The following is a 26,810-nucleotide window of genomic DNA, read 5'->3' on the forward strand; positions in this document are numbered from 1 at the left end:
CGTTCACTCCTCCTTTTTCTTGTCCATCAGCCATGGAATCCACCTCCTAGCTTCTCTCTCACGCCATCCCTCGCCGAAGAGCTCATCCTGGTTCTTCTTGTACCACTCGTAGTTCTCTTTGTACCTCTTCCATCCGTCTGCTGTTCCGTTCTCAATCATCTCCATTATCTTCTGGATTCCATCCATGACTGCCTCTGGCCTCGGCATACATCCGGCTATGACGACATCGACCGGGATGTACTTGTCGAGGTGCTTGATGGCGTTGTAGGCGTCCCAGTAGATTCCACCGTTGAGCGGGCAGGAGCCGTGGGCCAGGACGTACTTTGGATCGGGCGCCATCTCGTAGGTGATTATGATTCTCTTGAGGGTCTTCGGCGTAACGTAGCCCGTGATGAGGAAGAGGTCGTACTGCCTTGGGCTCGGGTCTGGCATCATACCGAATCGCTCTAGGTCATACCTTGACGTCATGAGGGGCGGCATCTCTATACCGCCACATCCGGTACAGAACGCCACAATCCAAAGGCTCTTCTTTCTCGCATAATTAAAGAGAGGTTCGAAGAGTCTCCAGTCCACCATTTTCATCACCTCACAGGCTTGCAAGTATCGCTCCGAGTGCGGCTATGATGGTCGGCCACTTCCAGTAGAACTTGGCCGCCTGGTCAATCGTGAACCTCGGGAATATCGTGCTGACGAACACCGCTATGAGGAGCACCGCTATCTGCTTGACGAGGAGTATTGCAAGGCTGGCAATGGTGTTCAGTATCGGGCTTGCGAAGGCAGTAATAACTGCTCCGCCAAGGAATATGTTGCTGAAGAACAGCGTCTCTGCGAAGAGTCCTATGGCGTGCTGTATCTGGAGTATTCCCATGTGCTTTCCGCCGAACTCGACCATTGGACCGAGGGAGATTTCACCGGGTGCAATCATGATGTCGAAGGGCTCCTTGCCAAACATTGCCTGAAGGACAATGTCGTAGGCTATTGCCGCGAGGAGCAGTGAAACGTGGGTTATGCTCCATCCCATCGTCTGCTGGGCCATGACTATCTCGTAGGTGCTGAAGGTTCCGTAAAACTCTGCGAGTGCTATTATCGCGAAGCCGAGGGGCACCTGAATGGCGAGCATAGTAAGCAGGGCTCTCTGGGCACCTATTCCTGCATAGGGGTTTCCTGAGCTCATTGCAGCGAACATTATTCCCAGCATCGGTATCTCGAGGAGGAAGGTGATGAGGATGAGGTCACCGTAGGCCCTGAGTATGCTGACGCTTCCCAGCGGGATGAAGAACAAAGCCAGTATCGTGGCTCCAAGGGCGTAGATGATGCCGAAGTCGTAGATTAATCCGTGGGTAATGTTCTCCTTCTTGCCGAAGAACTTGATGGTGTCAAGTATGGGCTGATAGATCGGCGGTCCTACCCTTCTGTGTATCCTTGCGCTTACTTTCCTGATTATTCCCATGAACATGAACCCGACGAAGGTCGCATAAATTAGGAGAAATAAAGCCTTCAGCGCTACCTCAAGCATTCTTCACACCCCCCACATAGCGAGGATTAACAGGACTATGGCAAGATACCAGGCATAGCTCTGGACGTTTCCATTGTAGACGTAGTTCCTCATGGTCTCGGCGAAGTCCTCAACAGTCTTTCCAACGTCCTTGTAGAACCTGTCAAAGCTCATTCTGAGCCAGAAGGACAGGGCCTCCTTGAGCGGAAGGAAGAAGTTCCTCCTGATGGTGAGGTTGTACTCCATCGTTACTGGGTTTCCTGACTGGTAGGTGTCCGTAACGGGGACTTTTCTCACGCCTGCCCCCATGAAGTAGACTATGGCCGCAATGAGCATGCCGACCACGAACCAGACGGTGAGGAGGAGGCCGTTGTACTTACCGAAGCCGAGGTTCAGCTCCCATATAGTTCCACCGATGACCTCTCTGCCGAATATCTTGTTCAGCTCCTGGGCCACAAGACCTGGAGCGACACCGAAGACAACGTTGAGCACCGCAAGTATGCCCATGCCTATGGCAAGTGGCAATGGAGCGTCCTTGGTGTCATCAAGGTCGGTTGGCCTCTGACCGAACCAGACTGCGTAGGTGAACCTGATGAGGTAGACGAAACCTACGGCACTTCCAAAGAACACCATGCCGCCGAGTATTGGCATGTTCTGGCTTATGACCGACTCAAAGATTAGCCACTTGCTGGCGAAGCCGACCATCGGCGGAATTCCGGCGAGGCTGAGTATAGCTACGAAGGCCATTGCAAATGTTACTGGCATCTTCTCTGCCAGGCCGCCCATGTCCTTGAACTCCGTCTTCCCGGTGCGGTAGATTATGGTGGCCACTATGAGGAAGAACAGTCCCTTGAAGAGGGCGTGGCTAATGGCGTGGTAGATGGCGGCTTCAATGCTCAATGCCGTCCCAACGCCTATGCCCACGAGGATGTAGCCGAGCTGGCTTATACTGGAGTAGGCGAAGAGCTTCCTGATGTCCTCCTGGAGCGCCGCGAGGATGCCGCCGACGATAATGGTTAGACCACCGAGGAATGCTATGATGTAGCCGAACTTGGGGACGGTTCTAATCGTTCCGAATTCATAGAGCAGGCGGTAGCCTATGAGCATGTAGATGAGGATAAATCCGTAAACGCCAGTCTTGCTGAGGACGCCGCTGAACATCGCGGTGTAGCTCTGGTTGGTCTCGCTGTAGGCATCGGGCGCCCACACGTGAAGCGGGAACATCCCGGCCTTAACGCCGAAGGCGACCAGGAAGAGACCGAAGATTAACGCAATTTCGCCCCTGCTGAAGAGGGTAGATGAGCCGACAGCCGCCAGTGCTGCGTCCTGTGAGAACGCTCTGTAAACTTCTATAAAGCTGAAGGAGCCGACTTTGGCGTAGATTATGCCTATCGCTATGAGCATCGCGTAGGCTCCGATAACGCTGAGCACGAAGTACTTGAGTGAGGCCTCCCTGTTGTACTTGAGCACCATCATGAAGCTTCCGAAGGTCATGATTTCCCAGAAGATGAAGAACCCTAACAGGTCGTAGGCTATGAAGATGCCGTAGACGCCGGTGAGGCTCATCAGGGCAAACAGCCACTCGTAGCCGTTCTTTGAGGTTGAGACCATTCCAAGCACTGCGGCAAGGCCAACAACACCGGCTATCATAGCGAATATCCAGCTCATGTGGGTTAATGTGAACTCAAGGGTGAAGCCGGCAAAGTTCAGCGTGTACTGTATCATTCCTTCGGCATCAACGGTCGGATAGAGCTTGATGAGGTAAGCTAGGGGAAGGGCTGCACCGGCAACGCCGAGCAGCTCTCTAATACCTTTGATGTCAAGCGCCCAGGCGATAACGCCAGCAATCAGAGGCGCGAAAATGATAATGATAAGTTCGTTAATCATGCTCCCACCCCCATCAGTGGAACGTTCTTAACGTACTGGGCCACGTTGAAGATGTCCTCCCCAGCCTTCCTGGCGAGCTCCCAAACGTAGTCCGGGTAGACTCCTATGACGACCACCAAAGCCGCGAGGAAGAGCATCATGAGGCCGATGACCATGCTCTCGCTGATTCTCTCCCCCTCTCCTTCGAACCATATGGCGTGGAGCAGCCTGAAGTAATAGACCGCCTCCACGACGCTCGCTGAAAGTACAAGTACTGCCGCCCAGGTGTAGCCGACGTTCAGGGTCGCAAGGATTATTCTGATTTTGCTCCAGAAGACGTTGAAGAGCGGTATTCCGATGGTGGCTACTGCACCAACTGAGATAGCGAAGGCCGTGAGCGGCATCCTCCTGCCGAGTCCCTGGAACTTCTCCAGCTCTGCACCGCCGAGGGTTATCGCCACGTAGCCGACGGCGAGGAACAGGAGAGCTTTGACTATCGCGTGGTTGACCATGTGGAAGACACCAGCGTCAACGCCGGCCTGAGTGCCGAGGGCGAAGGCGAGTGCTATGAGGCCTATCTGGGCGATACTGGAGTAGGCTATCATCCTCTTGACGTTCTTCTGCCTAAGCGCTGCCAGCTCAGCAACGACGACGGTGAGGGTGGCCATTACGATGAGCAGCCTAAGCACTGAGCCCCAGCTCTCGACGACCTGCATGAGGTAGAGAATCCTCGCCATGGCGTAGAGGGCAGCCTTGACGACAAAGGCGGAGAACATGACGGTGATTGGGTGCGGTGCTGCCTGATAAGCGTCGGGCGCCCAGGCGTTGAGCGGGAAGAGCTCAGCCTCGACCGCCAGACCTAGGATTATGAGCGCGAGGCCGACCTGGGCTACGGTGGGATCCATAGTTGCTGCGAGCTGGGCTATTTGAGCCATGTTGAGGGTTCCGAGGGAGCCGTAGATTAAAGCGACACCGATGAGGAAGAAGCTTGAACCGATTCCACCGAGGATGATGTACTTCATTGAAGCTTCGGCCGCTTCACCGGTCTTGTTGTAGGCCGTGAGGGCGTAGGCAGTTATTGCCGTTATCTCCATGAAGACGAAGAGATTGAATATATCACCGGTCGCTATCATTCCGGTGGCACCGAGCATCAGCAGGAGGAAGAGCATGGCATACTTGTCGATGGGTTCGGTTTTGACCGCGCTGATGCTGAAGACCGCAGTGAAGAGGCTGACGACTGCTATTATGAGTACGAAGAGCGCCGCGAAATGGCCGAGGTAGAGGTTGATTCCAACGGGTGGCTTCCAGCCGCCGGCGATGACTATTATTGGCTGGCCAGTGGTATAGACCTCTTTGAAGACCCATGCGGCTATTCCAGTCTGGAGGGCGGTAACTAGGATCAGGAAGTACCTGACGGCGTTCTTCCCCATTCCCTTAAACACGGGGACGAAGAACGCGCTGATGAGGGGTAACGCTATGAGCAGAGCAGCGTACTGCCCGTTCATCCTCTCAACCTCCTTATCTCTTCAACGTTAAGGGTTCCGTACTTCTCGTAAATCAGGATGGCAACGCTAAGGGCCATGGCGGTGGTGGCAACTCCGATAACTATCGCCGTGAGAACCAATGCCTGCGGAATCGGGTCAACTGCCTGGCTCGGACCTATTCCTTCGCTCAGTATTGGGGCGCTCTTGCCGCTCACGTAGCCAATGCTGATGAGTAGCAGGTTAACGCCCGTTTCCATTATGCTGAGGCCTATGAGAATCTTGAGCAGGTTCTTTTTCACTAGGATCGCGTAGAGGCCTATGAGGATGAGCGCTATCGCACCAAAGTAGTAGACGCTTATCATTCGCTCACCTCCTCCTTGAGCATGTTGTCGATGATTCCGCTGAGCTCTGTGCCGACCTTAATGCCGATGATGGTGTAGATTATCGGTATGAAGCCGCCGCTCAGCAGTCTACCGACGTTGTCCCAGCCAAACTGCCAGGTCTGCCATATCCAGTCGAAGAGGAAGTAACCGCCTATTGCGAGACCGATTAGACCAACGGCGACGTAGCTCATGCCAGCTAGGCCCTCAGTGACCTCAAAGCCCCTGTGTGGGATTTCGTAGGTTATGAACGCGAGGTACAGTAGCAGGAAGGCAGTGGCAATGGTGGCTCCTCCTGGGAATCCTCCACCCGGGGTGAGGTGTCCGTGAATGAAGATGTAGGCGCCGAAGAGCATCACGAAGGGGAAGAGCAGCCTCGTTCCGGTTGTGAGAACTATTGAGCCCTCGGTCTTTGCGGTTCTCTCCTTCTTTCTTCTCCAGAGCAGGGCTCCAACGCCAGTTGATGCTATAAACAGGACGGTGACCTCACCAAGGGTATCAAATCCACGGTAGTTGACGACGACGGCGGTGACGGCGTTAACAGCGCCGGTCTGCTGTTTCACATTGTCGAGATAGTACTGGCCGACGAGCATCTTGTCCTCGCCGAAGGGGACCCCGGCCAAGCCCTGAGCCAGCCAGTACCCTATGATGAGGAGTGTGATTATTGCCAAAGCGCGCTTGAGGATGCTCACCATCTCACCCACCACCCGGGCGTTTCTTCTTCCTCCGTCTCGAACCTCTGGGTTCTCTTAATGGCGAATATGAACACGGCACCGCTGAGTGCAGCGCCTATTGCTGCCTCGGTCATAGCCACGTCCGGAGCCTGCAGGAAGAAGAACAGCAGTGAGGCGAACAGGCTGACGGCTGCCATTCCGACGGCTGCAGCTAGTAGGTCCTTCCACTCGACGGTGAGTATTGCGGAGATTACCATGATAGCCACGATTATATACTCTATGCAGGATATGCAGTTCATTCCTCACCACCCTCCCCGGTTTCATCAGTTTCTTCGGGGGTTTCCTCGGCTTTGACCTTCGCCTCGAGGTGCTCCCTGTACTTGTCGACGATGCTGCCTTCCCACAGTGGGATTCCGCTCTTGTACGCTGCCCTTATGAGTGCGTGGGCGCTTATTGGGTTGGTGAGCAGGAGGAACACAGCGATGACGATGGTCTTTGTGAGCCATGCCGCGCTTCCGAAGTCGGTCCCGAGAGCCCAAATTCCAACACCAACTATGACACCCAGAGAACCAAGGGTGGCGCTCTTGGTCGAGGTCTGCATCCTGTTGTAAACGTCGGGCATCCTGATCAGACCTAGGGCTGATAGGAAGTAGAAGAACGTCCCCAGCAGGACGAGAACTTCTCCGATCACCGTAAGGGCGTTCATAGGCCTCCCTCCATGTAGCGCGCGAATGCCATGACTCCACCGAAGGCCAGAATCGCGTATACCAGGGCAACGTCGAGGAATGTCATTCTCTGGTAGTAGAGCGCGAAGAGCACCATGAGTCCGGTGGTTATGGTTGTCATTATATCAACAGCCACGATTCTGTCCACTGTCGTTGGTCCCCTGAAGACCCTGTACATGCTGAGGAGCGTTGCTATCGCTATCAGGGCGAGATAAACGTTTATTCCTATCATCCGAAGATCACCTTCAGGAACTTTTCAAAGGGCTCGGTTATGCTCTTAGAAGCGCCTTCAACGGAATCATCCTTGACGTCTATCCAGTGGATGAAGTACTTGTCACCGTCAACGTCGAGGGTTATGGTTCCGGGCGTCAGGGTTATCGAGTTCGCAAGGCTGAGCTTCCCAACGTCGCTCTTGAGAACAGTTCTGCACTCAACGATTCCGGGGTTTATGGGTCTCTTGGGGTGAAGAACTCTGTATGCAACATCGAGGTTGGCCATGATCATTGCCCAGAGGAAGTAGGGTATGTAGGCTATTGCGTAGGCGATTCTCTTTGGATGCAGGTTTGCGAGGCCATTGGTTGTGAATATCTCGTAGGTGAAGGCCCCAACGATTAGAGACAGTAGCAGGCCGAATCCGAGTTCTTGTGGGTCTAAACTGGCCGTTAGAAACAGCCATATCAGGAACAGCACGATAACCGTGTACAGGTAGCGGCTTATCTTGCTTGCTTCTCCCATTCAGCAACCCTCCAGTGGTTGATGGAAGTGCTCCCAACAGAGTTAAGCGAAGCTAATTTTTGGTTTAAAACAATGATTTATAAACCTTACCAGCGAAGAACAAAGGTTTAAAACTTTTGGTTAAAATGGGGACAGCAGATTTGTTCTATGATGCCAAGAAGAGTCCTTCAGGGCGCATAACTTTATAGGGGCCACGAACTTCTCAAATTTGTTTACCAAAAGTTGGGAAAGTTGAGAAAAACTTCAACCAACAAATTATAAGAGAAGAGATGGTTCAATAAATTGAAATCCTCTTGACGCCCTCAAGCTTGGAGAGTTCGTTTATCAGGTCGCCGGGAATTGGTTTCTCTGTGATGATGGTGAGTGTTGCTTCAGGATATAGCTCCGGGTCCTCGGCAACTACCTGAATAATGTTGATCTCTCTCTCGGCGATCTTCTGAGCGATCTTGGCGAGTATTCCTATCGCCCTCGGCTCGGGCTCGATCTCAATGACGCCGTAGCCAACGTGCCTTCCGACGTACTTCATGTGAACGGTTGGCTCGAGGTTGGTGTATATCTCCTTCAGCTCGGGTATCTTGAGTATCATGCCGACGGTCTCCTTGACGACCCTTCTGTCCACGTCAAGGGCCTTGGCTATCTTGGTGTACGGGACCTCTATGTCGCCCGCTTTAATCTTCATGTCGTCAGAGACGCGAAGGCCGTACTTAAGAAGCGTTTTGGCAATCTGCTTCCTGACGGGATATTCATCAAAGTAATGTTCAATCTTCCCCCACATGTCTGCTCACCCAGGATAGTCCATCGATAGACTGTTTAATTCAATAATATTAAAATGTTTCCATGCCCGCATGATGGCAAAAGGTCTTCCCTTAAAAATCTTTAGGCAAGGAGGTTTTTGAGAGCCCATCATAGAACGGATTTTTTATCCATCGGCGAATTTTTAAAAAGAGTTTGGGAAACTCGAGACCATGATTGAAGTCAGGCTTCCCCACACGCACTTTGAAGACCTCGGTGAGAGCGTAAGGTTAATCTGGCGAGATACTCTCTACGCCGAATTTGAGAAGAGTGAGCTGGTTCGGGTTATAAAGCGAAAGTATCGCGTGAAGCTCGAGGTTACCGTGAGGGACGGCGCGCTCGTTATCGATACCGATTATCCTGACGTCGAGAAGTACATCGCAATATACATTCAGAACAACCTCGGCGCCCTCCTTAGAAACAGGTACACAAAGAGGAGGGTTCTCTACATCCACGAGGGAATGAACGTGCCCCTCCTCGGGTACAACGCCTTTGGCTTAATAGACAGAGGAACGAACCTCATCCAAATCAGGGGTGTGAGCGGCTGCAACCTGAGCTGCATATTCTGCTCCGTTGACGAGGGGCCTTATTCAAGAACCAGAAAGCTCGACTACGTGGTTGATGTAGACTATCTGATGAAATGGTTCGACGACGTCGCTCGAATCAAGGGTAAAGGCCTGGAGGCACACTTGGACGGCCAAGGCGAGCCACTCATCTATCCTTTCCGCGTAGAGCTCGTTCAGGCTTTGAGAGAGCATCCGAACGTTAGGGTCATCTCGATGCAGAGCAACGGAACTCTTCTAACCGACAAGCTCGTTGAAGAGCTTGCAGAGGCTGGTTTGGATAGGGTGAACCTCTCCATTCACTCCCTCGATCCGGAGAAGGCCAAGATGCTAATGGGGAGAAAGGATTACGACCTTCAGCATGTTCTGGACATGGCCGAGGCGCTGGTAAACGCCGGAGTGGACGTGCTAATTGCTCCGGTGATAATCTTCGGCATCAACGACAACGAGGCCGAGGCCTTCATAGAGTTCGCAAGGAGGATTGGAGCAGGTAAGAGATGGCCTGCTCTCGGCTTCCAGAACTACATCCCCTACAAGTTCGGCAGGAATCCAACTATAGCCAAGCTCGTGCCGTTCAAGAAGTTTTACGAGTGGCTCCGCGAGCTGGAGAAGAAAACGGGAATGAAGCCCCTCGTCCTGAAGCCTCACCACTTCGGCATGGAGAAGCGTGAATTCATCCCCCTTGCCTTCAGGCCGGGGGAGGTTGTAAAGGCTGAGGTTGTTCTGCCAGGCAGAATCCAGGGTGAGATGCTGGCAAAAGCCAGGAACAGGCTTATCGAGGTCATCAATACAGATGCCGAGGTCGGTGACAGGATAAAAATCAAGATAGTGAGAACGAGGCATGGGATTTACATTGGAACCGAAGTCTAGGACAATAACTTTTTAAAGTAACTGCCTAAATAAATCTAGGTGGTGGAAATGAAACGCGCCCTCTTAGTTGTGGGCATTGCCGCGCTGATAGTCCTTTCGATTGCTGGTGTGGCCTTCGCAAGTGAGTCCTATGTCATCTCAGACTACTCAGGAGCGGCACAGCAGGGCGGAACAACGATTGTAGACAACAGTATCACCTGGAAGTACGCCCCGGAGAACCCTGGAGTTGTGTATATAGCAGTTTGGGCACCTGAGCCATACAAGAACTACATTACAAAGGCCCTCGTTGAGGTCGTTAGGTCTTAGGGACTCAAAGCTGTCGTTGTTAATGATGTGTCCAAGTACGACCTGAAAGGAAGGCTCGTCGTGGCGTTCTTCCCCTATACGGAGTGGAGCAACGGGGTGCTTTCTCGCGAGGTTACCCTTTCTGGAATACTCTACTACTCCTACGATGGAGATGCGAAGTCAATAATCAACGCAACAAGGGCTTTTGACCTGTCCAAAGACGCAATATCTACCTTCGCTGGAGAACTCTGCCAGGCGAGTTCAAAGAGAATGGTATACGAACACATAGTCAACAGGGACTGCAATGTGGCCTACTGGTGGAACCTTAAGGCAAAAGTTGGGAAGTTGAGCCAGGCAAATCCATACGAGATGGTGGCAAACGAGATATCCTCTCAGCTCAAGAACTTCTTGCTTAGTGATAACGAGGCTAAATGAACCTTGAACTCCTGACTTTTAATTTTTCCATTTTGTACAGTTTCAGCAGTATCTCGGCAATTCTTTCGCCCGCTTTTCCGTCGCCGAAGGGATTTGGAGCACTCGCCATCTTCTTGTAGAACTCCTCATCGCTCAGAAGTCTCTCGACGTAGCTCAGGGCTCTCTCCTTTTCGAGACCAACGAGGACGTTGCCGCCGGCTTTCACAGTTTCCGGTCTCTCGGTGTTGTAGCGGAGGGTCAGGCACGGTACGTTGAGGATTATGCTCTCCTCCTGAATGCCGCCAGAGTCCGTCATGACTATTTTCGCGTTCTTCTGGAGCTTTAGGAAGTCGAGATATCCAAGTGGCTTCGTGACGATAAGGTTCTCTATCGCCTCAACACGTTCCCAGAGGCCAAAACTCTCGAGCCTCTTCCTCGTTCTGGGATGCATGGGATAGACAGCCTTAACCGGCAACGCCTCAAGGATTTCCAAGAGCCTTCTGAGATTCTCCTTGCTGTCTGTGTTCTCAGCTCTGTGGGCGGTGAGGAGTATGTACTCCTTGGGTTTGAGGCCGAACCTTTCGAGGACGTCGCTTTTCCTCTCGGCTATCTCTGCGTTCTGGAGGACTGCGTCAACAACGGTGTTGCCCACGACGTAAACGTTCTCAGTTATGCCCTCGCGTTCGAGGTTTTTTCTTGCCTCTTCCGTCGGGGCAAAGAGAACCTCACTTGCGTGATCCGCTAAAATCCTGTTTATCTCCTCCGGCATCGTTCTGTCGAAGCTCCTTAAGCCAGCTTCAACATGGGCAACGGGGATTTTCAGCTTGACGCTTGCCAGTGCGCCGGCAAGGACGGTGTTCGTATCGCCCTGAACGAGCGTGACGTCGGGCTTTTCTTCCATCAGGACCTTTTCAATCTTAATCATTGCCGTTCCCGTCTGTTCGGCTTGTGTTCCAGAACCAACTTCAAGGTGGTAGTCTATCCTCCTGAGCTCTAACTCCTCGAGGAATACACTGCTCATCTCGTAGTCATAGTGCTGGCCGGTATGGATTAAAAGGGGCTCAACGCCCCTCTCCTCGAAGGCTCTGATAACAGGAGCAAGCTTTATTATCTCCGGCCTCGTTCCGAATACGAAGGCCGGTTTCAATACTCTCCCCTCCCAAGGCCTTTGAAGATGAACCCCTTGGGCGGATCTTCTACGATGTGCCTGCCGTCGATGAGAATTCTGTTTCTCATCAGCTTTCCGAGCTCCTCCCAGTCGAGAGATTTGAATGCCGTGTGGTCGGTTGCTATGACTATTGCATCTGCGCCTTTAACAGCATCTTCTATGCTCTCATGAGTCCCTTTTACGAAGGGATCGTAAGTTCTAACCTCTCTAACCTCCTCATTTATGGCGTCCATAAAGGCAAAGGCAGGTGAATTCCTGGTGTCGTCGCTGTTTCCCTTGTAGGCCAGACCGAGGATAACTACAATAGCCTCTTCGGGCGGCAGATTTATCGTCCTGAGAGCCTCAAAGAGCAGATCCTTCGTGAAGAGCGGCATGCTGTCGTTTATCTCTCTCGCCAGCTTTATCAAGCCGAAGTCTTCCTTCGCAGGCCAGACGAGAAGGTGAGGATCCTTCGGCAGGCAGTGTCCGCCAACGCCTATTCCTGGAACGTGGATTTTAACCCGCGGGTGGGTGTTGGCCAGCTCTATCGCCTCAAAAACGTTTATTCCGTACTGATGGGCCAAGAAAGCGAATTCGTTGGCCAAAGCGATGTTCACGTCGCGGAAGGTGTTCTCCATGAGCTTTACTACCTCGCTAACGGTGGAGTTCGTCTTGAAGGTCTGCCCCTTGACAAAGGAACGGTAAAGTCTCTCGGCGAGTTCGGCGCTCTCGGGAGTGATTCCGCCAAAAATTCTCGAATTGTAAACGAGCTCTTTAAATATCCTTCCCGGCATGACCCTCTCCGGGGCGTGAACCATGTAGAAGTCCTCTCCGGGTTTGAGCCCGGTGATCTCTTCAATCAACTCCGCCATCTTCACTGTGGTAAGCGGCGGGACCGTGCTCTCTATGATAATGAGCGAGCCTTTTTTCATGGCCTTTGCAACGGTCTCCACTGCACTCTCGAGATAGCTTAGATTGGGCGTTTTATCTCCCTTCAGGGGAGTCTGGACGCAGATTATGTAAACGTCCTTTTCCCTTATCTCTTCTGGATTTGAGGTCGCTTTCAGGTTGCCGCTTTCAATGGCTTTTCTAAGGAGTTCATCTATCTCCGGCTCGATTATGTGTGCCTTTCCGGAGTTTATCTTCTCAACGACCTTCTCCCGTATCTCGTAGCCTATAACCCTAAAACCCGCGTTGGCAAACATTATGGCCGTTGGGAGGCCGATATATCCGAGGCCTATGACCGCTATCTCTACGGTTCTTTCCTCTATCATCTTTTCCAGCATGTCTCCCACCTATCCCCAGTGGAGACGTCTCTCAATAAAAGCCTTTTCCAAAAAACGATTTCTGGACTGATTTCTGCGATACGAGTGATTCTGGGGGAATTTTTGCTCTCCTGTGGGCTCTCACCTGTTTTTTGTTTTCTCATCACGTCAATTTCATCGAAAGAAAGCGTTTTAAACGTTCTTTTGGCCTAAACCCCTACTGAAAAACTTTGAAAAGAAGGCTTCACAACCGTTTTTGGGAAAGTCTTATATTGAACAGGGTTGTCCAGTAGTTAGGTGAGTGGAATGAAGGTATGGATAGACATCACGAACGCTCCTCACGTTCACTTCTTCAAGGGTATAATCAGGGAGCTGGAGAAATCCGGTCACGAGATTCTCATTACCACCCGTGAGTTCGATGGGTTAACCGGCATTCTGGACATGTTAGGATTCGATTACTACGTCGTCGGCAAGCATGGCGGCGCAACCCTGGAGGGCAAGCTCCTCGCAAGCACTGAAAGGATGTACAAGCTCTCCAAGCTTATCATTGAAGAGAAGCCGGATCTGGCACTCTACAAGCACTCCGCCGAGGCGCCGAGAGTTGCTTTTGGGCTCAAGATTCCCTCCATCGGCTTCGTCGATAACGAAACGGCAGTTGCACAGAACAAGCTCATCCTTCCCTACACCAGTCTATTGCTTTACCCAATTGCAATAGACGCCTACGAGCTGCTCAAATGCGGGGCCGATCCAAACGGCATGCGCCCGGTTAAGGGCTTCTCAGAGCTTGCCCATCTTTACGGATTCGTCCCCGACAGAAAAGTTCTCAAAGAGCTTGGCGTGAAAAAGAACGGCTACATAGTGATGCGCACCGAGCCCATAAAAGCTAACTATTTCAACGGCTCCGAGAAGAGTGTCCTTGAGGACATCATTCCAGTGCTGCCAGACGTTCCTATAGTTCTCTTTCCGAGAATAGAGGAGCAGAAAAGAAGGTTTGAGAGATTCTCCAACGTCATAATTCCGGAGAAGCCTGTGGACAGCCTCAGCCTGCTATACTATGCCAGGTTGATGATAGGTGCCGGTGGAACGATGAACAGGGAGGCCATAGCTCTTGGCACGCCAACCATCTCAACGTATCCCGGCAGGCTCCTTGCAGTTACAAAGTGGCTGGTCGAGAAAGGGGTTAAGTTTCACTCCACAGACCCTGTAAAGGTCGCGATGATGGCCGAGCGCATGATAGAGCTGAACGGAAGCTACAGGACATACATAAGAACCGTCATCAGCGGCTTTGAGAATCCGATGGACGTCATTCTCAAAGAGATAGAGACCTATGAGGAGTTTGGAACATTCAGGACAATGAAAGTGGAAGAATCAGCCAATGCCGGCGATGCTCGGGGTTATGTAGGCCTCAATGAACGCCGCAACAAGGAGGAGTAGCACTGAGAGAGCAAGGAGCTTCAGAGCCTTTACCGTCCCTCTTCTGAACCTTTCTCCAGCTTCTCCTTCTCCATGGACTATTTCCCTGTACCATATTATACCCGCAACCCCTGCCACAGCTAGGGCTGGAATCTCGATGACCCCATGAGGGATTATCCCGAGGACTATCTGCTCCGTCGAGAGCTCCCCTGTAAGCTGGACGGCTCTCAAAACCAGGCCGACGATGAAGCCGTTGAAGGCCATTATGAACCAGGGGCCGAGGCCGAAAAGCAGGCCCGAGAGCATCATGAAAAGAGCAACCATGGAGTTATTGGTGAATATTAGGACAAAGTTCTTGAAGCTGGAATCTGAAATTGGCCCGATTTCTTCGGCTATTTTCTTAACGGCCTCTATAGCTACGTCGGGATTGCCAAGGGCGAAGGCGTAGCCCAAAAAGGACGCCGCGATGAACACTAGGAGTAGAAGAAGGAAAGTTCTTGCGGGAGAGCCCTTTTTTGATCCGGGCACCTCGCTCACCCTCACTTCTTAAGGGCGTTCTTAAGGGCTATCTTGAAGTCCTCGACGTTCACGTAGGGCATCTCTATGTCCATCCTGACGGCAAAGAACTCGTCGATGATCTGCTCGAGCTCCTCCAGCTTGTGGCCCTCAAGCTCTCTTTCAAGGTCGTGGATAGCCTCCTCTGGGTGCATGAAGAAGTCCCCAGTTATCTTGACGTTCTCGGCTATCCCCTTCTCTTCGTCGAACTCTATCCTTATCAGGCCCTTCTTGGCCTTGTGCTCACCGACGTGGTGCTTCATACCCATCCCCAAAGTAAATCCCGCGGAGAACTTTTTAAAGGTTGGGTATAAGTGGTTGCGGTGGTGGGAATGGGATACACTGAGGTTAAAGAGAAGGTCAGGCTCATCTTAACGGAAGAACTTAAGAAGATGCTCCAGGAGAGCGGCAGGGAGTGGGAAGGTGAGATAACCTTTGATGAGACTCCAAACATCGAGCTCGGCGACTTTGCCACGACGGTTTCCTTCCAGCTTGCGAGGGTCTTCAGGAAGGCGCCCAAACTAATAGCGGAGGAGATAGTTGAGCGCATTAAAGACAAGCTTCCTGGGGAAGTAAGCGACGTCAAGGCTGTAAACGGCTACATAAACTTCTACCTAAATTACGAGGCTTTTGGAAAGAACCTCGTCAGTGAGATTCTCAAAAGGGGCGAGCACTACGGTGAGAGCGAGTTTGGGAAGGGCAGGAAGGTCATTGTAGAGCACACTTCCGTCAACCCGACCAAGCCTCTTCACATGGGTCACGCGAGGAACGCTGTTCTCGGAGATACGATGGCAAGGATTATGCGCGCCATGGGCTACAACGTTGAGGTTCAGAACTACATCGACGACCTTGGCGTTCAGTTCGCCCAGGTTCTCTGGGGATATCTCAACCTGAAAGAAGAGTTTGAACGGCTCGAGGCCGAACTTAGGGAGAAGGGAGTCAAGGAAGACGTTATAGACCACGTTATGGGCCTCCTCTACGTCGAGGTTAACAAGCGCATAGAGGGAAATCCTGAGGTGGATAAAGAAGTCCGCGAGCTTATGAAGAAGCTTGAGGAGGGCGACAACGAGATAGCCGAAATCGGAAGGAAGCTTGCCGAGAGGGTCGTTAAGGCCCAAATGATGACGACCTACAGGATGAACATCATCTACGACCTCCTCAGCTGGGAGAGCGACATAATGAGGAGCGGCATTTTTGAGGAGGCCTACGGCCTCATCGAGAGCAATCCCAACTTCTTCTGGGCTGAGGAAGGTAAATACAAAGGAGCCTTCGTGATGAACCTCAGGAAGCTCTTCCCTGACATGAAGAACCCCTTCCTCGTCCTTAAGAGAAGCGATGGGACGGCAACTTACACCGGCAAGGACATAGCCTATCACCTCTGGAAGTTTGGCAAGGTCAGCTCAGACATGCTTTACAAACCGTGGGACAGGCTGGAAGACCACGAGACCTGGACGACGGCTCCCGACGGCGAGGAGATGCCCGGAAAGTTTGGTAAAGCTGATATAGTCATCAACGTCATCGGCGCCGAGCAGAAGCACCCGCAGATGGCCATAAAGTACGCCCTCCGGCTCCTTGGCTTTGAGGACTCGGCTGAGAACTTCCACCACCTCGCTTACGAGCACGTTGTGAGGCCAGAGGGCAAGTTCAGCGGAAGGAAAGGGACCTGGGTTGGCTTCACCGTTGATGAGGTTCTCAACGAGGCGGTTAAGAGGGCAAAGGAGCTCGTCGAGGAGAAGAACCCCAACTTAAGCGAGGAGGAGAAAGAAAAAATAGCGGAAGCCGTCGGCGTCGGTGCTGTTCGCTTTAACCTTGTCAAGTACAGCCCGGACAAGATAATCACCTTCCGCTGGGAGGACGTACTCAACTTCGAGGGAGAGAGCGCCCCCTACGTGCAGTACGCTCACGCACGTTGTGCCTCAATCCTTAGGAAGGCCGAGGAGAGCGGCGTTAGCGTTGAGTGGGAGGAGCTCCTCAAAAGGGCTGACTTCTCAAAGCTCACCAACAGGGAGAAGGAGCTGATAAAGCTCCTTGCAAGGTTCCCGGAGATAATCGAGGGAGCAGGAAAGGACATCAAGCCGCATTTGATTCCATGGTACGCGAACGAGGTGGCGAGCCTCTTCAACAAGTTCTACATGGACCACCCTGTCCTCAAAGCGGAGGATGGAGTGAGGGAGGAGCGCCTGCTCCTTGTGCTGGCCACGAAGCAGGTGCTGAGGAACGCTCTGGCTCTGCTCGGCATAGAAGCGCCGGAGAAGATGTGAGAAAAGCTAAAATACTTTCCTTTTCTAACTTTTCCGGTGATGTTATGCGCGGTGTTATAGTTCCCCTTGTAACACCTTTTAACGAAGACTACTCTATTGATGTTCCTGCCCTTGAGGAACACATAGACTTTCTCCAGAAGGCCGGCGTTCATGGGATATTTATCAACGCGACCACTGGCGAGAAGTACATTGTGACTTTCCCAGACAATACAGTGATTTTCCTACATCCCGTTGCCATCGCTGGATGGGTGGGCATTCTAGTGACTTTCTTAAACCTCATTCCCGCCGCCCAGCTCGATGGCGGTCACATAGCAAGGGCCTTCCTCAGTGATAAGATGCACCGCTATCTTACGATGGCCGTTGGTCTGGTTCTCATAGGCATGAGCTTCCTCTGGGTTGGCTGGCTCATCTGGGGCATGCTCGTGCTTCTGATGGGTTCGGTTGGAAATCCTGGAGCACTTGATGAGGTCTCCCCGATCTCAAAGAAAAGGCTCGTCTTGGTTATCTTGGCCGTGATAATCTTCCTAATTTCTGCAACACCGAGACCGCTCTGGGTCACCGGTTGATCTTTCTTTCCTTTAAGATTTGTTCGATATCGTAGTATATTGAGTCCCTCGAAACACCGAACATCCTCGCGATCTCGGATATATTGAGAACCCTTGGATTGTAGTTGAAGGTCTCCAGAACACCAGCCAGCAATTCTCTGCGCTCCGTTATCGTGAACTCAGTGAAGGATTTTTTCTCCAGAGGGGCATTGTAAACAACAACACCAACCGCATAGGTCCTTCTGGTCACGGGGGTGGTATAGGTCCCTATTTCAAAGTTAACGACCTGTGCGTCTCTGGGCAGAAACCTGTTGAGTTTTTCCAGCGTCCTGTTTATCGCATCCTCTTTGTTTCTGCCCGTGGAATACTCTGCGAGGATGCCTTTCAGCATATTACCACGGAGATCTATTAAGAGAGTTACTGTAAGGTTCATGAATGCACCGAAAGTTAGGGTTATCTTTGAGGAAGATATAAAACCTGATTTAGATGATAGTAATTCCTGCGACTTAGACAAAACACTGTTTATACAATCTTCAATGTTTGAAGATTCACATTGAACACTCACTAATTCCACAAGATCACCCCTGTACTTTCCACAGTATTGGGGATAGTTAACTTAAATTTGAGGAGAAAGCTATATAAGCTTTTTCAGTGCATTAATGTATGAAGTAATCCTCTGGAGGTGAAGAAAATGAAGAGGAAGGCTCAGGGTGCTATTGAGTACCTGTTTATGATCGCGGCTGCCCTGATAATAATCCTGATTGTAGTCAGGCAGCTCCAGAACAGGGGCAATACTGCCTCTACGACCATCGAGGGCGCTGAGGGAGAGATAAGCAACGTTCTTAGCTCGATGAGTGCCAGCGGTTGAAGTTTTTAGTTTTTGGGTCTGTTCTACCCACTTTTTGACTTACGGAGGGGAAGTTATGAGAAGGTATGGACAGAGTTCACTGGAGTATGTATTTATGTTCGCTGCCGGTTTGCTCATGGTGCTGATAATCCTCGTGATACTAAGGGATCGTCCGCACCACACAGCCGCACAGCTTGTCGAGTCGGGAGATAATCTAGTTTCGGAGGCTCTAAGTGAGTTGCAGGAAGGATGATCATTCATCCTGTCAGTCCAAATACGATTTTGGTTCCGGTTATCTCAAGCTCGTTTGTTGAAATCTTTCTGATCCTAATGTCTATCCCTCTAATAATCAAATGAAAATCCCCACAGTATACATCCACTGGAGCGTTTGCTTCTTGGTTGAGTTTTAGGTGTGTCGCTCCAGCAAAAACTGTTATCTCGTTAGTGAAATTAAATATGAGCGGCAAACTCACTGAGGATAAAACAATCTCGCTCCCATTTAGAAACAGCTCAAACGTTACCTGTTCAGATGGAATGCTAGAGTACTGTGTTACAATGTAGGCACCATAGTCATGATTGAGCTTCATCTGGGTACGGAAGTCAAAGGTCACATTATGAGTAACTGCATAGAAATTCGCGATTTCTGTTGAGTTTATCCAAACAATAACCCTGCCATTGTAAGTACTTATATAAAGCGGTCCTGTAGAATTACGAGTAAGTGACTGTGAATACATTTCTAGGACATCTTTGTTATCATAAGACTCGCCATACAATAAAGCTGAATTCATTCTCACCGTCGATGCAAAGCTCCGAAGTTGATCTCTGAATTCTTTGTTAACCCAGTTGTAATATGCCCAGGTGCTAATGACGAAATATTCAACTCCCTCCTCTTTCAAGATCTTAAGCATCGTACTAACGTTGAGATCTTCAAGTAAAATTAAACCAAATGCGTCAATGTAATATGGGACAGTATTGGCGCCTAGGTAATAAGTATTCATTGGATTTAAGGAATAAGTCGTCCCTAGGGCAATGTCTGCGGATGAGAGGTAGTCTCTGAGATCATCCCTCATCGTTTTTGTGTGAACTGCGTAGATAAACTTTAGATTGCCGTGGGGATACTGATAAACAATTCCAAAATCAGCCACCAACAGCAATAGGACGAGGAAAAAGCCCAGAGTGTGCACATGTCCTTTTTGAACGATGGAGGGAAGATTGTAAAGAACATCTGCAAGCAGAATATATATCAACAATAAAAGGGGCAGGATAAATCTGCCTGTGATAATAGATGGAGACACTGCAAAGTACATAAATGCTGTTATAGTTGACAAGACAACGAGGAATCTGCCCAAAGAAGACATTGGAACTTTCTTAGAAAATGCCCAGATAGCCACCACCAAGAGGACTAACAGAACAACCGGAAGAACAAACATCCAGAACTCCAAAGTGTTCTTGTAAATGTCCTCAAAGAGATCGCTGACAAATATGAAGAAGTTTATTATCGGGAAGCTTCTACCCCCCTGTATCAAATATGTCTGGGAGAAATAATCAGTGCTAATGGCTATTCCTAACAATCCTTCCACGATCATTTTGGGCAAAAAGAATGCAGAAGTCAGAAGCAAGACGCGTTTTAGATTATGAAGTGAAAAGCTAATCATGTCTTTTACTTGTGGAAGATACGAGGCGTTGAATATTTTTAGAGTCAAACTACCCCAAATGACGAGAAAGATCATTATGGGGATTATCTGATCCCAGTAAATGATTCTATGAATACCCGGCACCACGACAACGGCCCTAACATACCAGCTTGGCCATAGAATAATAGTAGCCATCACTAAAAGAATCATAATGAGGTACACGGTTGCCAGTATAAAGACCTGTCGTCTGTTAAAAATAACCCTTACTGCGCCCTGCAAGTATGAAATAATGCGCCCACTTCTATTGAATAATATTAGGATGTACAGCGCAAGTGCATACGGAAGAATGGTGAACTTAGACGTGCTTCCAAGACCCACCCAAAATAACGCAATATATGCATATCTTTCATTTTCTGTTTTTATGTATCTGACAAAATAGTAAACAGACAGCAGAGTGAAAAATTCAATTGAAGATTCATGAAAAACAAGAGAGTTTACTTGAATTAAAAGAGGATCGAGAGTCAGCAATCCAGAGAGAATAAGACCCAATTTCCAGTCTTTAATCTCCTTGCCGATGTAGTATGCTATGATTAATGATAGCAAACCAAAGAAAACTGATAGCATCCGTCCGATTATATAACTGTCCCCAAATATCTTCAACCAGATGGCAAGGAGGTAGTAATAGAGGGGAGGATGAACTGCAAAAATATCCCTGTAAGGGAGATAACCATGGTTAATCAGCCGGGCGATTAGAAGATACGTACCCTCGTCATAGTCGTAGTATTCGCTCATGGATTCAAGCATAAGCAGGCGAAGGAGTATGTAAGCAAAGAATATCATACTTAACAAGGTATATTTATACACTGAGTCCTTATGATTCAGCTTACCCATCTTCACTCCTCCTCTCACATTCGGTGATTTTCTCCCGAAGTTTTTCATGGATGCATTCTCTACCAGCTTCAGATGGATAAGGATACATCGAATAGCATTCAAGGATGATTTTAGATGCATTAACTATTATTAGGTTATCGTATTCACTCTTTTTGAGATACGTTATGTCTTTGGTATAACTCGGCCTCGTGGACTCAATTAGGATAATCGTTTTATTGTCTATGTATGTTGAGTTAAATGGAGTTACTATATAGTAAGTATCCAGCCTGTTAGCTAAATGAGGAAACAGCTCATTATGAGTCGATATTGGGCATTGACTTTGTTGAAGATATTCAACTATCTCGTCAATTACGCCGAAATATGAGTTTCCAACTCTCCACATATAAAGTAGTTGGCTAATCCTATATCCAGACACATAGTCGGTGTCAACTACATGAAACGCCGGAGAAAAAAGCAACATTGTCAAGAATGGAATCACTAGAATTTTTTTCAGAGTTACAGAGTATGTATTTGTAAAATCTCTATAGGCAACCTTGATGGTTATTGCTTCCAAATCTTTCAATCCATAGACGATCAGTATAAACAACAATGGAATTAACATGTATGGGTATTGATATCCAATCATCACTTGATAATCGTTGCTAGACAATATATTTTCGAGCCATAGTGGCAACGTAGCTAGGAATAACCTTGGTTTCAATAGGGGCAAAAAACCAAGGGACATGAGGATTACCAAGATATATCCTAATACTAGCTTTCCATTGATATTAATATGGGAGTAGTACACCTCACCAAGTTTATTATCTGAGAAGTAGGGGTATCCCATAGGATTAAACATTGGCACTACTACAAACATGCTAATTAATATCCACAGGATGCCTATAGATATAAGCACTGTTGACATTTTCTTTGTTTTGAGGATTTTAGTCCAATTTCGGATGTTTAGAAGGTCCCTAACAGTACAATCCCCAAAAATATACACCAAGCCCAAACTTATTAATGCCAAACCTGCATCTTCCTTCACGGTAAGAATTACCAGTGCAGATAATAGGGCTCTGAAATACTTATGTTTCTCAAGGTAATAAGCTGTCAGAAAGATAAAAGGAACCGCAAGGCTAACTGGGTGAAAATCGAACCTATTAATCCCGTGTACTGCAGGATTCATAAGATATAGAAGGGCAACAAAGGTAGCTTTCTTCTCGTCATTCGTTACGAGATAAGCAAACTTAAACAACGGATAAGCTGCAAGACCCAAGGCGGAGGTCTGAATAATCAGGAGAGTCTCAGCGTATGGAAATAACTTATACAATGGAACAAGAAGAAGTAGTATGGGCTGATTATGTGTACCGAAGTGGGAGTACACTCCCAAATCCTGCCATTCTCCGGTATTAAACAATAAACCTTGATTATGAGCAGTTGTCCAGAGTGACTGTATGAAAATGCCCAAATCATAACCTGAAGTCAGGTACACATAATGTCTAAGAATTGAATATACCGAAAAGAAAGTTATGTAACCAAAGACAGCCAGATGAACATAAAATAATGATTTTTTTGTTCCAGTCTTTATCACCACACCACCAGAGAAAACAAACTCGGCACATCCTTAAAAATATTGTTGAGGGGACATCCTAATGTAGAATAACACAATATTCCACAATGATCACGGATAAGGAGACAAACTTCTTCAGAATTAATTTCTGTAATGTGCCCAAAGAATACCCCTATCCAAAAAGATTTTTAACAAGCTCAACTAAAAATAAATGTAAGGGTGATACCATGGGCTTCTTGTCATTCGGCCCAAAAAAGGATAAAATAAAAAAGCTCATAGAAGAAGAGCGGTTTGATGACATCATTACAATGGTTATGAAGGACAAAAAGGCACTCGATGGCCTCATTGAACTCTTGGACGATAGTGTGCCGGGAATTCGCGGAGATGCCCTTCTGATTCTGGGGATGATTGCCGAGCAGAGGGGAGAAGTTCTCGAATCCCGCATTGATAGGATCTTTCCAAAAGCTGTGGAACTCACAAAGAACAGAAATCCCTACGTAAAGGAAAATGCGATGGTTCTGTCCTACGAACTTGCCCGTAGGTTCCAGACCAAAATAATGAAACTTAAGGACACTATTATCAGTGACCTGATAGAGGAGATTAGAGAAGGTGACAAGAACACCAAGGGCTTTGCACTGATACTACTCGGTGAGCTCGACGCTAAAGAGACCAGGGAGTACGTTGAGGAGCTCGTAAATGTTGAGGACAAAGTTATACTCCCGTTTGAAGGGAAGAAATGGGTTCCACTCGGCCAGATAGCCAGGGAAACCCTCGAAAAACTCTCCTGAGGTGGTCTCATGATTGAAACGCTGCTGTTTTTAGTCCTGCTGGTGGTTGCTCTTTACCTAGTTATTAAGCTGACAGTGGCCATTCTGAAGTACCTAGTTACCAACGCAATTATCGGTCTGATACTCCTCTGGATACTCAACACCGTCGGAATAGCACACGTCGAGTACACCTTCCTAAACATCCTTATCGTGGCCATAGGCGGCATCGTGGGAGTTATTTTGCTGGTGATACTCTCGTGGTTATAGCTCCCTCCAGATTTCGATTTTAGCCTCTATCTAAATCTTTATAAATTCCCTTTTCGTGCCCTTCTTGGAGCGAGAGAGGTCTTGGAGGGTGATGCTCATGTCTCACAAATCAGCCGAAATGTATGAGCTCAAGAAAAAAGTGGAGGAGCTGAAGAGCTATCGAGGCCGAGCGACCGAGCTTGTAAGCCTCTACATCCCAGCGGGCTACGACATAAACAAGGTTATGCAGCAGCTTAGGGAGGAGTATGGAACTGCCCAGAACATCAAGTCAAAGTCCACTCGAAAAAACGTCCTCGGTGCCCTTGAGAGGGCCATGCAGCACCTCAAGCTTTATCGAAAAACCCCCGAGAATGGTTTGGCCCTCTTCGTTGGAAACGTGAGTGAGCAGGAGGGAGTGAGCGATATAAAGCTCTGGGCCATAGTTCCGCCGGAACCCCTTAAGGTTCGCCTTTACCGCTGCGACCAGACCTTTGTAACCGAGCCCCTTGAGGAAATGCTCCGTGTTAAGGACGCCTACGGTCTAATAACCGTCGAGAAGAACGAAGCCACGATAGGCCTTCTGAGGGGCAAGAGGATTGAGGTCATCGACGAGCTCACCTCAAACGTCCCGGGAAAGACGAGGGCAGGTGGTCAGTCGGCGAGGCGTTACGAGAGGATTCGTGAGCAGGAGACTCACGAGTTCATGAAGAGAATCGCCGAGCACGCCACCAAGGCCTTCCTGCCGCTCCTTGAGAAGGGTGAGCTCAAGGGAATCATCATAGGCGGTCCGGGACCGACTAAGGAGGAGTTCGTCGACGGCGACTACCTCCACCATGAGCTCAGAAAGAAGGTAATTGGAGTCGTCGACATCAGCTACCACGGCGAATACGGCCTCAGAGAGCTCGTTGAAAAGGCCAGCAACATACTCAGCGAGCACGAAGCTGTGAAGGAGAGGAAGCTCATCCAGGACTTCTTCAGGCACCTCGTCAAGGACACTGGGCTGATAACCTACGGCGAGAGGGAAGTCAGGAAGGCTCTAGAGCTCGGTGCCGTTGACACGCTCCTCATCAGCGAGGGCTACGACAAGGTCAGGGTTAAGGCGAAGTGCAATGCCTGCGGCTGGGAGGAGCTCAAGACAATGAGCGAGCAGGAGTTCCACGTTTACAAGAAGAAGCTCACCCACTGCCCGAAGTGCGGCAGTCAGAACATAATCTTCGAGAAGTGGGACGTCGCCGAGGAGCTCATAAAGCTGGCAGAAGAGAGCGGTGCCGAGGTTGAGATAATATCCCTCGACACCGATGAGGGCCAGCAGTTCTACAAGGCCTTTGGTGGCCTTGGAGCCTTCCTGAGGTACAAGATTCACTGACCTCCTCTTTGCCTTGAGGGGTGGGGATTCCTCTCGGGAGTCATGATCCCCAACCCTTCAGGGCTTTCATCGGTTTACAGGCTCATCTCCTACTTCCCCGTTACCGGGTTTTCGGTTCAGCCCGAAGGCTCGGTCTAGAGCCCATTACCCCTTCCCGCCCGAGCGGGTTAGGGTTATCGTCAAGAGACCACTCCAAAGTTTTCAACCATCCAAGAGGGCGGTTTTTGAGGACGCTTTCCAGCGTCAACCCTCACGAATGCTGGAGGGTATTCTGAAATCCCTCATCTCATCGGGTTTTATGGAGTGGCCTCTTCGAGACCTTGTTACTCTGAAGAGTATTTAAGAGTTTCGGTTCACCGATTGCTTCTTGGAAGTTTTACTGCACCTCCACTCAAAAAGACAAGGCTTTCGAGTGGTAAAGCACCTCCCGGAGGAGCTTTCTTATTTCTTCTTTTACATCATCTCCGTCGACGACATACGGGGGTCTAAGAACGGGCTTTATTGAGAAGCCTCTGAGGCCCATGGCAAGCTTTATCGCCGAACCGAAGGATGAGGCCAAGTTATAAACCTTCGAGAGCCTTGCAAGCTTTTGGGCATAGATAAACGCGTCCTTAAAGCGCTTCTCCTGGAAGGCTTTATAGAGTGCAAGGTGAACCTCTGGGGCAAAGTTTGCGCACGCCATTATCCCCCCATCACCGCCAAGGATTAAGGTATTAAGGAAGTGCTGATCGAGGCCTGTGAACACCATGAAATCCTCCCGCTCACCTTTGACTTCGATGATCACGTCCCTCACGTGGTTCACACTGTCTATCGTCTCCTTGACGCCAGCTATGTTCGAGTACTCAAGGGCGAGCCGCTTAATAAGCTGAACGCTCAGAGGGTTTGCGCAGCTCGGAATATTGTAGAGGATTATCGGGATATCGGTTCTTTCGGCGACCATTGAGTAGTGCCTAAAGAGAGCCGTCTCGTTCAGCGGGCAGTAGTAGGGTGGAGCTATCACAACGTAATCGGTGCCAATGTCCTGGGCGTGCTTTGTCAGTTCTATGACTTCAAATGTGTTTGTGGAAGCCGTTCCCACGAGGTAGAATGCAGCATTGACAAGCTCACGCCCCTTCTCGGCCAGGAACTTTCTCTCCTCAACGCTCAAGCTCGTGAACTCCAAGAGCAGGAATATCAGATTCTCCCCAAAAGCTATACCGCCTTCTGTGGGTGGGACCAGTTCCGCTGGCACTGGAATGGAAAGTCTAAGTCCGATTATGCTGACCGGGAGGGCTATCAAAAACCCAGCTACTGGTCCGCTGATACCAAGGTCTATTGCTGCATTCCTTGTGGGCAGTGGTGATTTTACCCTAATTACTGCCCCAAGCGTCCCCAGCATGCTGGGGAAGGGAATGAAGTAGGGCATTGTAGCTCTAACGCCATGATACGCCGCGGCTATCTTGTGGCCAAGCTCGTGAGTTCCCAGTATTGCCATGACACTTATCGAGAACGCAATCGCGTTGAGATAAGGGTTTCGTATTCCAGGAAGACCGTAGTAATTAAGGGTATCTATGTAGGCCAGCGAGAGGTAGTAACCGGCCAAGAATGTGGTGAAAATCGTCGCGATGAGGAAGATCCACGGCAACCACCTGTTGTCCTCCTTTATTTCCTGGGCAGGGAAGACAAAGAGCAGCACTTTACCCTCACGCTTCTTGAGAGCAGCCCAATAGCCGAGTTCTTCAAGCTCTCTTAGGAATCTCTCAAAGTTATTTTCCATTATCCCGTGAACCTCAAAGACAAAGACGTTGCCATCTATCTGCTTTAGCTCAAGATCATAGAACTCCTTCAGCTTTTCTTTGAGGTTCTCCGGGAGGGAAGGCCTGCTTGGCTGAACCTGCACTGTGGGCTCTTGGGACTCCGTATAGAATCCCACCAGAACCATGTCTCCTCCGCAGCGAGGACAGGCTTTCTCGAGCAGTGGCTCGGATGAATCAAGAATCTCCCTGTGGCCACAGTTGATGCACTCGTGGATGCCCCTTGGCATTTTTTACACTCCCTAAAA

General features: G+C 49.7%; 30 protein-coding genes and 1 pseudogene. 12 read left to right on the forward strand and 19 right to left on the reverse strand.

The window, feature by feature from the left end; translation table 11 throughout:
* Positions 1 to 3: 3 nt before the first annotated feature.
* The 11 genes from E3E26_RS05865 to E3E26_RS05915 form a co-directional block, all read right to left on the reverse strand.
* Positions 4 to 576: an NADH-quinone oxidoreductase subunit B family protein gene (locus E3E26_RS05865; RefSeq protein ID WP_167900735.1), complete on the reverse strand. Its 573-nt coding sequence runs from the start codon at positions 574 to 576 to the stop codon at positions 4 to 6.
* Between the two features lie 10 nt (positions 577 to 586).
* Entirely contained in the window at positions 587 to 1,516 is a 930-nt protein-coding gene (locus E3E26_RS05870; protein WP_167900385.1) for a respiratory chain complex I subunit 1 family protein, read from the reverse strand.
* A gap of 3 nt (positions 1,517 to 1,519) precedes the next feature.
* Complete coding sequence (locus E3E26_RS05875) at positions 1,520 to 3,382, reverse strand: proton-conducting transporter membrane subunit (RefSeq protein WP_206204350.1); 1,863 nt, start codon at positions 3,380 to 3,382, stop codon at positions 1,520 to 1,522.
* A complete protein-coding gene (locus E3E26_RS05880; RefSeq protein ID WP_167900386.1) occupies positions 3,379 to 4,866 on the reverse strand; it encodes a proton-conducting transporter membrane subunit in 1,488 nt (495 codons plus the stop codon). The genes E3E26_RS05875 and E3E26_RS05880 overlap by 4 nt, the downstream gene beginning before the upstream one ends.
* On the reverse strand, positions 4,863 to 5,207 hold the full coding sequence (locus tag E3E26_RS05885) for an NADH-quinone oxidoreductase subunit K (RefSeq protein ID WP_167900387.1): 345 nt from the start codon (positions 5,205 to 5,207) through the stop codon (positions 4,863 to 4,865). Before E3E26_RS05885 ends, E3E26_RS05880 begins: the two co-directional genes overlap by 4 nt.
* A complete protein-coding gene (locus tag E3E26_RS05890) occupies positions 5,204 to 5,911 on the reverse strand; it encodes a Na(+)/H(+) antiporter subunit B (protein WP_167900737.1) in 708 nt (235 codons plus the stop codon). The genes E3E26_RS05885 and E3E26_RS05890 overlap by 4 nt, the downstream gene beginning before the upstream one ends.
* A 2-nt stretch (positions 5,912 to 5,913) precedes the next feature.
* The gene (locus tag E3E26_RS05895; RefSeq protein WP_167900388.1) at positions 5,914 to 6,198 is read right to left on the reverse strand and encodes a DUF4040 domain-containing protein; all 285 of its coding nucleotides are present in this window, start codon (positions 6,196 to 6,198) and stop codon (positions 5,914 to 5,916) included.
* On the reverse strand, positions 6,195 to 6,605 hold the full coding sequence (gene mnhG / locus E3E26_RS05900) for a monovalent cation/H(+) antiporter subunit G (RefSeq protein ID WP_167900389.1): 411 nt from the start codon (positions 6,603 to 6,605) through the stop codon (positions 6,195 to 6,197). Before mnhG ends, E3E26_RS05895 begins: the two co-directional genes overlap by 4 nt.
* Complete coding sequence (locus tag E3E26_RS05905; protein ID WP_167900390.1) at positions 6,602 to 6,856, reverse strand: monovalent cation/H+ antiporter complex subunit F; 255 nt, start codon at positions 6,854 to 6,856, stop codon at positions 6,602 to 6,604. Before E3E26_RS05905 ends, mnhG begins: the two co-directional genes overlap by 4 nt.
* Entirely contained in the window at positions 6,853 to 7,359 is a 507-nt protein-coding gene (locus E3E26_RS05910) for a Na+/H+ antiporter subunit E (protein WP_167900391.1), read from the reverse strand. The genes E3E26_RS05905 and E3E26_RS05910 overlap by 4 nt, the downstream gene beginning before the upstream one ends.
* Positions 7,360 to 7,633: 274 nt before the next feature.
* Positions 7,634 to 8,134 carry a regulator gene (locus E3E26_RS05915; RefSeq protein WP_167900392.1) on the reverse strand — a complete coding sequence of 167 codons (501 nt, stop codon included), beginning with the start codon at positions 8,132 to 8,134 and terminating at the stop codon, positions 7,634 to 7,636.
* A 190-nt stretch (positions 8,135 to 8,324) separates the two neighbouring features.
* Here E3E26_RS05915 and E3E26_RS05920 point away from each other — a divergent pair, with 190 nt between their 5' ends.
* Genes E3E26_RS05920 through E3E26_RS05930 form a run of 3 tightly spaced genes read left to right on the forward strand, consistent with a single transcriptional unit; the run spans position 8,325 to position 10,304 of the window.
* The gene (locus E3E26_RS05920) at positions 8,325 to 9,584 is read left to right on the forward strand and encodes a radical SAM protein (RefSeq protein ID WP_167900393.1); all 1,260 of its coding nucleotides are present in this window, start codon (positions 8,325 to 8,327) and stop codon (positions 9,582 to 9,584) included.
* 39 nt (positions 9,585 to 9,623) lie between these two features.
* Positions 9,624 to 9,890 (forward strand): hypothetical protein, encoded by a 267-nt coding sequence (locus E3E26_RS05925; protein WP_167900394.1) that lies wholly within the window; start codon positions 9,624 to 9,626, stop codon positions 9,888 to 9,890.
* 27 nt (positions 9,891 to 9,917) lie between these two features.
* Positions 9,918 to 10,304: a hypothetical protein gene (locus E3E26_RS05930; protein ID WP_167900395.1), complete on the forward strand. Its 387-nt coding sequence runs from the start codon at positions 9,918 to 9,920 to the stop codon at positions 10,302 to 10,304.
* On the opposite strand, the gene wecB is transcribed toward E3E26_RS05930, so the two are convergent.
* Complete coding sequence (gene wecB / locus E3E26_RS05935) at positions 10,297 to 11,430, reverse strand: non-hydrolyzing UDP-N-acetylglucosamine 2-epimerase (RefSeq protein WP_167900396.1); 1,134 nt, start codon at positions 11,428 to 11,430, stop codon at positions 10,297 to 10,299. The two genes, E3E26_RS05930 and wecB, sit on opposite strands and share 8 nt — an antisense overlap.
* Positions 11,427 to 12,716 carry a UDP-N-acetyl-D-mannosamine dehydrogenase gene (locus E3E26_RS05940; RefSeq protein ID WP_167900738.1) on the reverse strand — a complete coding sequence of 430 codons (1,290 nt, stop codon included), beginning with the start codon at positions 12,714 to 12,716 and terminating at the stop codon, positions 11,427 to 11,429. Before E3E26_RS05940 ends, wecB begins: the two co-directional genes overlap by 4 nt.
* 285 nt (positions 12,717 to 13,001) lie before the next feature.
* Here E3E26_RS05940 and E3E26_RS05945 point away from each other — a divergent pair, with 285 nt between their 5' ends.
* Entirely contained in the window at positions 13,002 to 14,129 is a 1,128-nt protein-coding gene (locus tag E3E26_RS05945) for a DUF354 domain-containing protein (RefSeq protein WP_167900739.1), read from the forward strand.
* On the opposite strand, the gene E3E26_RS05950 is transcribed toward E3E26_RS05945, so the two are convergent.
* Together E3E26_RS05950 and E3E26_RS05955 are read right to left on the reverse strand one after the other, a co-directional pair.
* Positions 14,064 to 14,636, reverse strand: a complete 573-nt coding sequence (locus E3E26_RS05950) for a stage II sporulation protein M (protein WP_167900397.1) — start codon at positions 14,634 to 14,636, stop codon at positions 14,064 to 14,066. The genes E3E26_RS05945 and E3E26_RS05950 overlap by 66 nt on opposite strands.
* Before the next feature lie 11 nt (positions 14,637 to 14,647).
* Positions 14,648 to 14,926: a lipoate protein ligase C-terminal domain-containing protein gene (locus tag E3E26_RS05955; RefSeq protein ID WP_167900740.1), complete on the reverse strand. Its 279-nt coding sequence runs from the start codon at positions 14,924 to 14,926 to the stop codon at positions 14,648 to 14,650.
* 69 nt (positions 14,927 to 14,995) lie between these two features.
* Here E3E26_RS05955 and E3E26_RS05960 point away from each other — a divergent pair, with 69 nt between their 5' ends.
* From E3E26_RS05960 to E3E26_RS05965, 3 genes and pseudogenes are all read left to right on the forward strand, one after another.
* Entirely contained in the window at positions 14,996 to 16,924 is a 1,929-nt protein-coding gene (locus E3E26_RS05960; protein WP_167900741.1) for an arginine--tRNA ligase, read from the forward strand.
* Between the two features lie 44 nt (positions 16,925 to 16,968).
* Positions 16,969 to 17,145 (forward strand): annotated as a pseudogene (locus tag E3E26_RS11375) (dihydrodipicolinate synthase family protein); the annotation flags it as partial.
* Complete coding sequence (locus E3E26_RS05965) at positions 17,137 to 17,490, forward strand: site-2 protease family protein (protein ID WP_370520102.1); 354 nt, start codon at positions 17,137 to 17,139, stop codon at positions 17,488 to 17,490. The pseudogene E3E26_RS11375 and the gene E3E26_RS05965, both read left to right, overlap by 9 nt.
* On the opposite strand, the gene E3E26_RS05970 is transcribed toward E3E26_RS05965, so the two are convergent.
* On the reverse strand, positions 17,480 to 18,043 hold the full coding sequence (locus tag E3E26_RS05970; RefSeq protein WP_167900399.1) for a hypothetical protein: 564 nt from the start codon (positions 18,041 to 18,043) through the stop codon (positions 17,480 to 17,482). The genes E3E26_RS05965 and E3E26_RS05970 overlap by 11 nt on opposite strands.
* A 117-nt stretch (positions 18,044 to 18,160) precedes the next feature.
* Here E3E26_RS05970 and E3E26_RS05975 point away from each other — a divergent pair, with 117 nt between their 5' ends.
* Both E3E26_RS05975 and E3E26_RS05980 read left to right on the forward strand, forming a co-directional pair.
* Positions 18,161 to 18,337 (forward strand): class III signal peptide-containing protein, encoded by a 177-nt coding sequence (locus E3E26_RS05975; RefSeq protein WP_167900400.1) that lies wholly within the window; start codon positions 18,161 to 18,163, stop codon positions 18,335 to 18,337.
* A 55-nt stretch (positions 18,338 to 18,392) separates the two neighbouring features.
* Complete coding sequence (locus tag E3E26_RS05980; protein WP_167900401.1) at positions 18,393 to 18,569, forward strand: hypothetical protein; 177 nt, start codon at positions 18,393 to 18,395, stop codon at positions 18,567 to 18,569.
* Positions 18,570 to 18,573: 4 nt separating this feature from the next.
* Here E3E26_RS05980 and E3E26_RS05985 read toward each other — a convergent pair whose 3' ends face one another.
* Both E3E26_RS05985 and E3E26_RS05990 read right to left on the reverse strand, forming a co-directional pair.
* On the reverse strand, positions 18,574 to 20,841 hold the full coding sequence (locus tag E3E26_RS05985; RefSeq protein WP_167900402.1) for a glycosyltransferase family 39 protein: 2,268 nt from the start codon (positions 20,839 to 20,841) through the stop codon (positions 18,574 to 18,576).
* Positions 20,834 to 22,411 (reverse strand): DUF2079 domain-containing protein, encoded by a 1,578-nt coding sequence (locus tag E3E26_RS05990; protein WP_167900403.1) that lies wholly within the window; start codon positions 22,409 to 22,411, stop codon positions 20,834 to 20,836. The genes E3E26_RS05985 and E3E26_RS05990 overlap by 8 nt, the downstream gene beginning before the upstream one ends.
* An 86-nt stretch (positions 22,412 to 22,497) precedes the next feature.
* Between E3E26_RS05990 and E3E26_RS05995 the strand changes: the two genes are divergently transcribed.
* The 3 genes from E3E26_RS05995 to prf1 all read left to right on the forward strand — a co-directional run bounded on the left by E3E26_RS05995 (position 22,498) and on the right by prf1 (position 24,769).
* Positions 22,498 to 23,178, forward strand: coding sequence for a hypothetical protein (locus E3E26_RS05995; RefSeq protein ID WP_240911663.1), 681 nt, complete (start codon positions 22,498 to 22,500; stop codon positions 23,176 to 23,178).
* A gap of 9 nt (positions 23,179 to 23,187) precedes the next feature.
* Positions 23,188 to 23,424 carry a pro-sigmaK processing inhibitor BofA family protein gene (locus E3E26_RS06000; RefSeq protein WP_012571467.1) on the forward strand — a complete coding sequence of 79 codons (237 nt, stop codon included), beginning with the start codon at positions 23,188 to 23,190 and terminating at the stop codon, positions 23,422 to 23,424.
* A 97-nt stretch (positions 23,425 to 23,521) separates the two neighbouring features.
* Positions 23,522 to 24,769 (forward strand): peptide chain release factor aRF-1, encoded by a 1,248-nt coding sequence (gene prf1 / locus E3E26_RS06005; RefSeq protein ID WP_167900743.1) that lies wholly within the window; start codon positions 23,522 to 23,524, stop codon positions 24,767 to 24,769.
* Between the two features lie 391 nt (positions 24,770 to 25,160).
* On the opposite strand, the gene E3E26_RS11080 is transcribed toward prf1, so the two are convergent.
* Positions 25,161 to 26,792: a dihydrodipicolinate synthase family protein gene (locus tag E3E26_RS11080; protein WP_167900404.1), complete on the reverse strand. Its 1,632-nt coding sequence runs from the start codon at positions 26,790 to 26,792 to the stop codon at positions 25,161 to 25,163.
* Positions 26,793 to 26,810: the final 18 nt, after the last annotated feature.

Source organism: Thermococcus sp. LS1 (assembly GCF_012027395.1).
In the GTDB taxonomy this organism is placed as follows: Archaea; Methanobacteriota_B; Thermococci; order Thermococcales; family Thermococcaceae; genus Thermococcus.